A 9,737-nucleotide genomic window follows, 5' to 3' on the forward strand; every position below is an offset into this window, starting at 1 on the left:
CGTTAAAGTGATCAACGTTTCGGAAACAACGATAAAAAAATATCGTTGAGCCGTTCAACCTTCAGTCATAAACACAACAAAGTAAGAGTACTATTTATGAATATGTTACTGCGCTTTTTTATTATGGTCAGTTTGCTTAAGCAGCAGCTCAAGCATGAGCCCATGAGTGAGACGATTAGTCTTGAGACCTTGATCGCACCGACTGTCCGTAACTATCGGGTATTACCGCATGACATGGGGTTTCGCGATCATCTGCCCAATTATCGTTACTTGTCATTTATTGAGCTAAACGTGACACGCTGGGTGATGGCACGCTGTCATGAAAAAGGCATCAAGCCTCTGAACTGGGTCATTGCCATGCAAGAGATGGTTTATCTCAAACAAATCAAGTTTTTGGATAAAATGACGCTTAGCAGTGCGGTTGCAGGCTGGGATCACAAATATGTGTATTTTGAGCATCGATTTTTTGTCAAAAATCAGCTCATGGGCGTTGGTATGACCAAGTTTGTATTTACCGATGATACCGGTATGCGTACGCCAGAGGTGTTGGATATGACAGGGGAGCGGTTGACGGAAGTGATTAACACATGGAATAACCACCAAGTTGCTGTGAAATCTACCAAGTCAGCCTAAACCACATTGAAACCCAGTATTAAAAAATAGCGCCCTATAATAACTTGGCTATAATCATTTGCTAAATTTTGGTAGGATAGAGTCCATCAAATCGCCAATACTAAGGCGAGACTACTATTTCTAAAACGACTAAAAAAAGGTACCGTTATGACCCCACAAAAATTAAAATGGACAGACAGCTTAGATATCGCCATTGAGCTTTATGAAAAATTTCCAGAGACTGATCCGCAGTACATACGCTTTACCGATTTGCATCGCTGGGTGACGGAGCTTGAAGGCTTTGATGATGATCCGCAGCGCTCAAACGAAGGTATCTTAGAAGCCATTCAAATGAATTGGATCGATGAAGCCGACTAATCGACTCTATAACGTTGAGCAGTGTTATCAATAAAAATTCAATAAATCAAAAAGGCCGCATCATGACATCACAAACTAAAGAGCTGCCAGAAGCGATAGCGTGTCGCGGTATCAGTGTTCGCACCACCAATCACGCTGAGATTAGCCACGACACTGCCAAGCTTGGTAGATTGTGGCAGAAGTTTTACCAGAATTACGCAGGACAGTTGCCTGAAGGCGAAGATATTTACGGTATTTATCATAACTATGAGAGTGATGATTTAGCAGGCGCGTTTGATGTTGTCGCTAGCTGGAAAACAGCCAGTGAGAAGGATGAGCAATCAGGCAGTAAAATTGCGGCTAATATGAGCGATGTGGTCAGCGTCATAATCCCCGAAGGTAAGTATTTAGTATTCACCGAAGAGGGCAGAATGCCTAACACGGTCATGAATGCATGGGAGAAGGCTTGGGAGTACTTCCATGATCGTGATTGCGAGCATACTCGCACTTATAATGTCGATTTTGAGCATTATATTGGGGGTAATTTAGAATATGGGCAATTGGATCTTTATATTGGTATTGAGTGAGGCTATCATATCAACACTATAAGAAGTCTACTTTACTATAATAGACCTCTTGGATAAGTCATCGCTAGCCCTTGTAACTCCGTCAGTAAAAGTCAATGAACTGGTACTTTTGCAAGAGGTCTAATAATCTGCGCCGCGGCATCAATTGAGCTATCAGATGAGTGATTTTTAAGATGCTTAGGCGTGTAGCTTATGCGCGTATTGTTTAATAGGTAGCTACTCTACGATAGAAGCATTTATTCAGGTAAGTTGGATCAATGAGGCCGACGAAGCATTATTTATGCTTATTGATACAGTCATAAAAAATCCCCAGCTATATTTTTATTATAGCTGGGGATTTTTCCATTAGGAGTAATGTATCAAGGTTATCTATTCAATGCTAGTTAAAAAGCTTTAGTCACGCCAATGGTAAAGGTACGTGGTAGGTTTGGTCTAGCACCGTATGGCGTACGGCTCACAATAACTTGTTTGTCAGCGATGTTTTCAACCTTACCAAAGACCTTAGCATCATAACCGATAGGGTAGTGGGTAATAGCATCAAAAGTGAATAACGAGTCAGTCTCGCTACGCGGCTCATTAGTACGATTGCAGCCCACTGATTCACAAATGCCGCCAGCATATTTGGCAGTCAAGTAAGTATCCCAACCTGAATCCATCTCGATTCCGGCGCGTACACTGGCTTGATTTTTGGGCACTAGCGTTAAGCGATCGCCATCTAAAGTGTCTTTGTAGTCCTCGGCAAGCTCAGCTTGGGTGTAAGTATAAGTGGCATGCAGCGGAATACTGAATCCATCTCCATCAAAGCGAGTGCCAGCCATTAACTCAAGCCCTGCGATCACCGCAGAACCACTCTCTTTTTCGGTACCTGACGTTATGGCATCTGAGCCACTGCCGCAAGGCACGTTTTCTGTGCAGTTTCTGATTACAGAATCAAAGTCACTATAAAACCCAACGGCCTCAATATAATTGTTACCATCAATATAGCGCGTACCGATTTCATAGTTGATACTTTCTTCAGGATCCGTGTTGTCATCTTCGGACACTCCAGCACCTAATGGGCTGAAGCCTTTGTGGACCCCACCTATAAGCTGTACTTCATCATTGAGTTGATAGCTTGCGGATAAACCTGGCAAAAATATAGACTGAGTATTGCTCACGCGTGCTTGATTATCAGTATCAACACCGCGTGTCTCTTCAGTATCAATATACTCGTAACGCATGGCTAGGTTTAGAAGTAAGGGGTCAGTCACTTGCCACTTATCAGTTAGCCAAAGACTAGTTGCGTTGGCTCTTTCTTCGCGGTTATTACTGCCATTAGGGACTTTGGTGCTTTGATAAATTAAATTACCGTCTACCTGATTAAAAATATCGCTTGGCTGATAGCGCTCAACTTTGTCACGGTGATAGCGAGCACCTACATCAATATTGTGATCGCCATAGGCACTTAAAATGTCAGTATTGAAGTTCGTCTGAACACCGGTACTATAATAAGTGCGATCATTGGCTTTTAATTCGATACCTGCTAAATCCTCGGTACCATCTAGCTGCCCTTGGGTGATATTGCCTTCATAAAAATCATTGATTTTGTTATCATTGAGCTTATACCAGTTACGATGGGTTTTATTGTAATAAGCGGTAGTACGTAGCTCGCTATTATTATCCGTGATCCAGTTGTGCGTCAAGTTAAGTCCGGTATGTTCGTCTTGTATGTTATCAAGCGCAGACATCGGGTAGCGTCTGTTAGGATTTTTATTGAAGTCAGCATCTGTTAAACCTAAGTAAGTCTCATCACTAGATCTATCAGAATACTGTGCTTTGGCAAACAAACTATGCGCAGGATTGATCTGATAACGACCCTTTAGGACATAATCTTGATTGTCATAGTCGCCAATGTCTTTACCATCAATTTCTTTAAAGCCTTTGCCTCGTTGTTGCACAGTTTCAATTGAGCCTGCAAAGTCGCCTTCGCGTCCACCAGCATAAGCATGAACATCCACACCGCCACGGTCGTTGATTGAGGTCATCGCTTGACCGCCATTAGTGGCAGGAATAGGGGTTGATAAATAGTTAATAACGCCACCAGTCGTTTGCGGCCCATAACGTAGCAGCGGCGCGCCTTTTAGAATCTCAACACCTGACATACGCAGCGCTGTCGGATGATAGTAGGCGGCAGGGGCAGCATAAGGAGCGGGTGCGATAGGAATACCGTCCTCCATTAAATGCACTTTACTACTACGTCCACCGATACCAGCACGAATACTGATGTTAGGACGTAAGCCCAACCCATCTTCTTCAGAGACGTAAACCCCTGGCACGGTCTTTAAAACTTGGTTAATATCTGTAATGTACTCATTTTCTAACTGTTCGTTATCGACGTAATAACCAGAACCCGTCATCAAGGGCACATTGTCTTTACTACCGATAACAGTAATTTCGTCTAAGGTTACCGAGACTGCTGATTCTTCGAGATTACCTTGCTGGGTATCAACGCTTTGCGCATAAACTGCCTGCATGGACAAGGCTAAAGTGGACAATAAAAATATAGTAACAGACTTATAAGGATGAGACATCGCACGGGCTCCAAAACGAAAACATAAAAATTAATGCTGCATTTTTGTAAAAACGAATATTAACAATAATGATTATCGTTTGCAAGCAGTAAGCAACATTTATATATCCTATTTTTAATGGATCTACCCAAATTTTAGTGGTTATCATCTTAAGTGACTGTTAATACAGGTTATTTATTAGGCTACAATAATACTTAAAACAAATAAAGGCAGCGCTAAACATTTAAGCGCTGCCTTTATTGTTGCTGTTTTATTAACGTCATTGATACGGTAGAGCCTAATCAAGCAACAAATTCTTCAAAATTCCCTCATAAATCTGCGCTAACCTGCCCAAATCATCAACTTCAACCTTTTCATCGACCTGGTGAATGGTGGCGTTACGTACGCCTAATTCAACAACCTGCGCACCAGTCGGGGCAATAAAGCGTCCATCGGACGTACCGCCAGAGGTTGATAAGGTGGTGTCGACATCGGTGACTTTTTTGATGGCGTTTTGGCATGCCGAGACCAGTTTCCCTTCAGGGGTCAAAAACGGCTGACCAGATAACTTCCAATTGATGTCGTAACTGGCTTTATTCTCTGAAACTTGGCTATTAGCAAAGTGCTTATCAAAGATAGCGTGGGTTTTTGCCTTTAGCTCATCTTCAGTCGTCTCTGTCGAAAAGCGAAAGTTAAAGACAACGTTTAGCGTTTCAGGAATGACGTTGGTTGCACCTGTGCCGCCATTGATATTTGATATTTGCAAGGAAGTGGCAGGGAAGTAATCATTACCAGTATCCCATGCGGTAGATGTCAATTCAGCAAGGGCAGACATCGCTGCATGAATAGGATTACAGGCCAAATGTGGATAGGCAACATGACCTTGCTTACCTGTGACCGTCAGCTCTGCGCCTAGCGAGCCACGACGACCGTTTTTGATAATATCGCCTAACGTATCCGTGCTCGATGGTTCACCCACAAGACAATAAGTAATTTTTTCTTGACGAGCCTCTAAGGTTTCGATGACTTTGACCGTACCGTTGATTGATGGACCTTCTTCATCTGAAGTGAGCAAAAAAGCAATCGAACCATTGTGCTCAGGATGATTGGCAACGAAGCGTTCGGCGGCGATAGTAAAGGCAGCAATGCCTGTCTTCATATCGGCGGCACCGCGCGCCCATAGATAGCCATCAGCAATGGTTGGCGTAAATGGTGGATACGTCCAGTTTTTTTCATCACCCGTTGGTACCACGTCTGTATGACCGGCAAAGCAAATTACGGGATCCGTCGTGCCACGGCGTGCCCACAAGTTTTTGACTTCAGCATGTTCGCCTTTTGCTTGTCTGTCACCATAGTACATAAACTCGCAGTCAAAGCCCGCTTGCTCCAAACGCTCTGACAATATATCTTGGCAACCATCATCGTCTGGTGTGACAGATGGGCGTTCGAGTAGGGCAATACTCAAATCTAAGGTTGCTTGCTGGTGGGTGGGCTGTTGGTGAGAGTCAGACATGGGTTAGCCTTTTGTATAATAATGAAAATGTTAAATATAAATAGATAATGAGTAATAAGTGCTAAGCGTCTACTTCGACAAAGGGTACAAGACCGTCACGGCGCATCCACGTAGCAATAGAGTAACGCTGACGATGCGCGATCTGCACTTGATGCTGTAGGTCGCTATCAAAAATAATCAATCTATTGGCAACTGGCATCACTTCATGGTGCGTGCCATGCTTATCAACGACTTCTAGCGCACCGCCGTCAGTCGCTCCCCAATCATCATTGAGATAAAACACGGCTGAGATCACCCGTTCATCGCGCCCAGCAGGGTTATCGCTATGCCATTGATAGCCAAAGCCAATCGGATAGCACGCATAATGCGCTTCGCTATGACGAATACCCGCGAATAAGCTACGATTAAACAGAGCGGCCAGCGCGTTGATACTTTGCAGATAATAGTAGCCTGCAAAGAAGTTCTCGGTGATCCAGCGTATTCTATCACCGCGAATATCACTGATACGAATGCCAGCGGTTAGCGCCGCATCACGATAGTCAATAAAACCACTTTCAGCCTGTAGCGCAAGTAATGCGGTCTTATTAAATACATTATCAATAGTGAGCCAGCCATCAGTGACAAAGGTATCAAGCTGCTTATCCGTCAGCCTATCTTCCCAGCTGACTGCAAAATCAGACAGTTGCAATACCTGCTGGGTAGGCGCGTTTGGGGCGTCGTTATGACTGGCTGGAGATAGTAACGGAGGATTGTCCTGTCCTATCGGATGATCAACCACCAACGCTGTCTTGTTCAGGTTGCTAATAATCTGCGTCATTTCATCTCATTCTTATCAATCAATGGTCAATATACCGCCATTCAATGCGTTTTTATCGAAAGGCTTACCAAAACCACATTATATTTTACTCCGCCTATGCTACCATAGATGCAATTTTTCTTATTTAAACTTTTGAGATTATGAACTATAAACACGCCTACCACGCTGGTAACTTTGCTGATGTGGTTAAACACATTTTATTGGTACAACTGCTCAATCAATTGGGGCAAAAAAACAAACCGTTTTATGTGCTTGACGCTTATGGTGGCCGCGGACTGTATTCACTAAGCAGTGAAGAAGCGCGCAAGACAGGGGAGGCCAAAGGCGGTATTCAGGCTTTTTTGAAAGCAGATACTGAAAAAGCACCAGCCGCTGTCAAAGATTATATGGAAGGCATTAAACAAGCCAAATTCACTTACGACAATAAAGTCTATCCGGGTTCGCCGTGGTGGATTGCTCATCATGTCGAAAAAACCGCCGCTAAAAAACCTGATGCTAGAGTACGCGCCGAAGCTTTTGAAGCCAAAGCGACTGAATATGATGCATTGAACTATCAGCTATATAAGTTGCCAATTGGTATCCAGCATCGTGATGCTTTTGAAGGTATCACCGCTGTTATTCCTCCAAAGGAAAAGCGCGGTTTGATTTTCCTTGATCCTCCTTTTGAGCAAGAGCATAAAGACTTTACGCGCCTGATCGATTTATTAGTCTCGGCTTATAAAAAATGGCCACAAGGTACTTATGCGCTGTGGTTCCCAATCAAAAATATCGAAGCGGTTGAGTTGTTTTATAAAAAGCTCAAGCGTACCGAGATGCGTCGTCAACTGGTTTGTGAGCTAAATATTTATCCTAATGATGTGGCCGTCGGTCTGAACGGTACAGGTCTACTGGTTATCAATCCGCCATGGCAGTTTGATAATCATGCTCGCGAGATATTACGTTTCTTGCAGCCAGTACTAAAAGTAGAAGATGCGCCAGACTTAACACCTGACAGTGCGACCAATGTACGCTGGCTGGTTGGTGAATAGTGACGTCAGTAGATGATGTCAGTGAACAGCAATATTGGCCAATAAGGATATCAAGATGACGAATATGCAGCCACCTGAAGGCGAACCAAATAACATGTCACCAAAAGAGGGAGCGTTGCAGGACAATGCAGCGACCCAGCCTCCATACATGGATGAGCATGAGTTTAATATTCGTCTAGCAGACAATGACAATTATGATGGTTTGACCTTTGAGGTCGTCGAGGCAGAGGTTGCGGAAGGTAAGCGTGTGGTCAGTCGCGGTGTCTATTTAGCGCCTAATTTGATTACCACTTTGTCACTGCTATCAGGATTTTATTCAATTTTGGCAAGTACGCAAGGCGAGTTTTACAAGGCGGCTTTGGCTATCTTTTTATCAGGTATTCTAGATGGTGCCGACGGCCGCGTTGCCCGTATGCTGAATGCCCAAAGCCCGTTTGGCGAGCAATATGATTCATTAGCAGATATGCTCGCATTTGGTGTGGCCCCTGCTATGTTGGTTTATAGCTTTGCGCTAGAGCCGCTGGGTCGTATTGGGATTGGTTGTGCGTTCGTCTTTACTGCCTGTGCTGCCTTTCGTCTTGCACGCTTCAATGTGCAGGTGGGCATTGTCGATAAAAAATACTTCGTTGGTTTGGCCAGTCCGCTTGCCGCCATTCTAGTAACCTCTGCTGTTATGGTGGCAGTTGATCATAACGAATGGATTGGTCAGTACGATACGGCGATCATGTTTTTGTTCGCAGCGTGGGTGGTCATTTGTGGTCTGCTTATGGTCAGTAATGTTAAGTACTACAGCTTTAAAGAGTTTGATAAAAAGAAAGTACCCTTTGTGGTGCTTATCATTGGCGTACTGGTCATGAGTATTATGCTTTATGATATACCTGTTGGTATCTTGGCGATCGGTATCATTTATGCGTTATCTGGTATTGTGACTACGATCAAAGCAAAGATGTAAGTGTAAATATGAACGTTACTGAGATAAAAAAAGGGACTTGCCAATAGGTGAGTCCCTTTTTTTATACGTTATTTACTATAAAAACATGGTGTTATAGTCAATCCACTAAAAAAGCGTTACAGCGTTAACCTCGCTTGAAGTATGACGTATACATCTGCACTCGGTCGCCTTGTACCACTCTTAAATTGGATCAACTATATTGAAGAATATCCTACTATCAGATACGTTTTATCCTTGCATAATAGCCATTCATTATGTTTCTGAACGAAATGTACATCCAAACTAAGGGGGGGGTCTTAGATAACTAGTGCAAACCCTATTTTGCGTAACTATTGTCAAATAAGTAAAATCATTGAAGTGCATAAACCATTGGAATATCTCTACAATTTGATGTTTGCCAAGGCAGTGAGCAAGACCCTCGAAATAATCCTTGACCCAGCCTTAAACCTGCGTATAATGCGTCCCAGTCGAAAGGGAAGTGGTGAGGAAGCTTAAGCGATTAAGTTATTTCAAACTAATTAAAAATACTTCTTGACTAAATAAATAAAGGGTCTATAATACGCCCTCATCAGACGGACTGGCAGTGAGAGATGTGCAGATTACACATTAATAACCCAGTTAACCTGGCGAAACAAATTATAAAAAGTCTTGACAATTCAAATCAATATGATAAGATAGTCGGCTCGCTAGATAGCTTAACCGGCAACGGAAAAGGCAGATAGCGTTAGTAATACCCTATATATCGATGACTGGACGACAGTGATTGAAACTATTTAAAAGCATAACTAAAGAACAACTTGTGTGGATTTTTGCTGATTCAGAATGCTAAAAAATAAAGTTGGTCGACTATCTTTACGGTAGAACACCAACTATAAAAATTATCATTTACTCAGCAGAAAACTCAAAGTTAATTCATTACGAACATAATTACGAGCGATTTGCTAGATTAGATGAGCCAAGATTAGAAGTCGTCTTACTATTTATAGTGAAGACTTCAAGCAAGATTAAACTGAAGAGTTTGATCATGGCTCAGATTGAACGCTGGCGGCAGGCTTAACACATGCAAGTCGAGCGGAAACGATGGGAGCTTGCTCCCAGGCGTCGAGCGGCGGACGGGTGAGTAATACTTAGGAATCTACCTAGTAGTGGGGGATAGCTCGGGGAAACTCGAATTAATACCGCATACGTCCTACGGGAGAAAGGGGGCAACTTGTTGCTCTCGCTATTAGATGAGCCTAAGTCGGATTAGCTAGATGGTGGGGTAAAGGCCTACCATGGCGACGATCTGTAGCTGGTCTGAGAGGATGATCAGCCACACCGGG

Annotated in this window: 8 protein-coding genes and 1 rRNA gene; 6 read left to right on the plus strand and 3 right to left on the minus strand. The window is 43.3% G+C overall.

The window, feature by feature from the left end; all coding sequences use genetic code 11:
- Positions 1-96: 96 nt before the first annotated feature.
- The 3 genes from HL061_RS11770 (at position 97) to HL061_RS11780 (ending at position 1,556) form a co-directional block, all read left to right on the plus strand.
- Positions 97-633 carry an acyl-CoA thioesterase gene (locus tag HL061_RS11770; protein WP_186475002.1) on the plus strand — a complete coding sequence of 179 codons (537 nt, stop codon included), beginning with the start codon at positions 97-99 and terminating at the stop codon, positions 631-633.
- Positions 634-780: 147 nt separating this feature from the next.
- Positions 781-990 (plus strand): Fe-S cluster assembly protein IscX, encoded by a 210-nt coding sequence (gene iscX, locus HL061_RS11775; protein WP_011279849.1) that lies wholly within the window; start codon positions 781-783, stop codon positions 988-990.
- A 62-nt stretch (positions 991-1,052) separates the two neighbouring features.
- A complete protein-coding gene (locus HL061_RS11780) occupies positions 1,053-1,556 on the plus strand; it encodes a GyrI-like domain-containing protein (RefSeq protein WP_186475001.1) in 504 nt (167 codons plus the stop codon).
- Between the two features lie 383 nt (positions 1,557-1,939).
- Here HL061_RS11780 and HL061_RS11785 read toward each other — a convergent pair whose 3' ends face one another.
- The 3 genes from HL061_RS11785 to HL061_RS11795 all read right to left on the minus strand — a co-directional run bounded on the left by HL061_RS11785 (position 1,940) and on the right by HL061_RS11795 (position 6,435).
- Entirely contained in the window at positions 1,940-4,126 is a 2,187-nt protein-coding gene (locus HL061_RS11785) for a TonB-dependent receptor (protein ID WP_071003240.1), read from the minus strand.
- A 277-nt stretch (positions 4,127-4,403) separates the two neighbouring features.
- Positions 4,404-5,618, minus strand: coding sequence for a succinyl-diaminopimelate desuccinylase (gene dapE / locus HL061_RS11790; RefSeq protein ID WP_212563812.1), 1,215 nt, complete (start codon positions 5,616-5,618; stop codon positions 4,404-4,406).
- A gap of 61 nt (positions 5,619-5,679) precedes the next feature.
- On the minus strand, positions 5,680-6,435 hold the full coding sequence (locus tag HL061_RS11795; RefSeq protein ID WP_186474999.1) for a 2OG-Fe(II) oxygenase: 756 nt from the start codon (positions 6,433-6,435) through the stop codon (positions 5,680-5,682).
- 140 nt (positions 6,436-6,575) lie between these two features.
- Between HL061_RS11795 and rlmJ the strand changes: the two genes are divergently transcribed.
- The 3 genes from rlmJ to HL061_RS11810 form a co-directional block, all read left to right on the plus strand.
- The gene (rlmJ, locus tag HL061_RS11800) at positions 6,576-7,463 is read left to right on the plus strand and encodes a 23S rRNA (adenine(2030)-N(6))-methyltransferase RlmJ (RefSeq protein WP_186474998.1); all 888 of its coding nucleotides are present in this window, start codon (positions 6,576-6,578) and stop codon (positions 7,461-7,463) included.
- Positions 7,464-7,611: 148 nt separating this feature from the next.
- Positions 7,612-8,415: a CDP-diacylglycerol--serine O-phosphatidyltransferase gene (gene pssA / locus HL061_RS11805; protein WP_240366535.1), complete on the plus strand. Its 804-nt coding sequence runs from the start codon at positions 7,612-7,614 to the stop codon at positions 8,413-8,415.
- A 1,006-nt stretch (positions 8,416-9,421) separates the two neighbouring features.
- Positions 9,422-9,737, plus strand: a 16S ribosomal RNA gene (locus HL061_RS11810); the annotation flags it as partial.

It is taken from the genome of Psychrobacter sp. PSP, assembly GCF_024085615.1.
In the GTDB taxonomy this organism is placed as follows: domain Bacteria; phylum Pseudomonadota; class Gammaproteobacteria; order Pseudomonadales; family Moraxellaceae; genus Psychrobacter; species Psychrobacter pacificensis.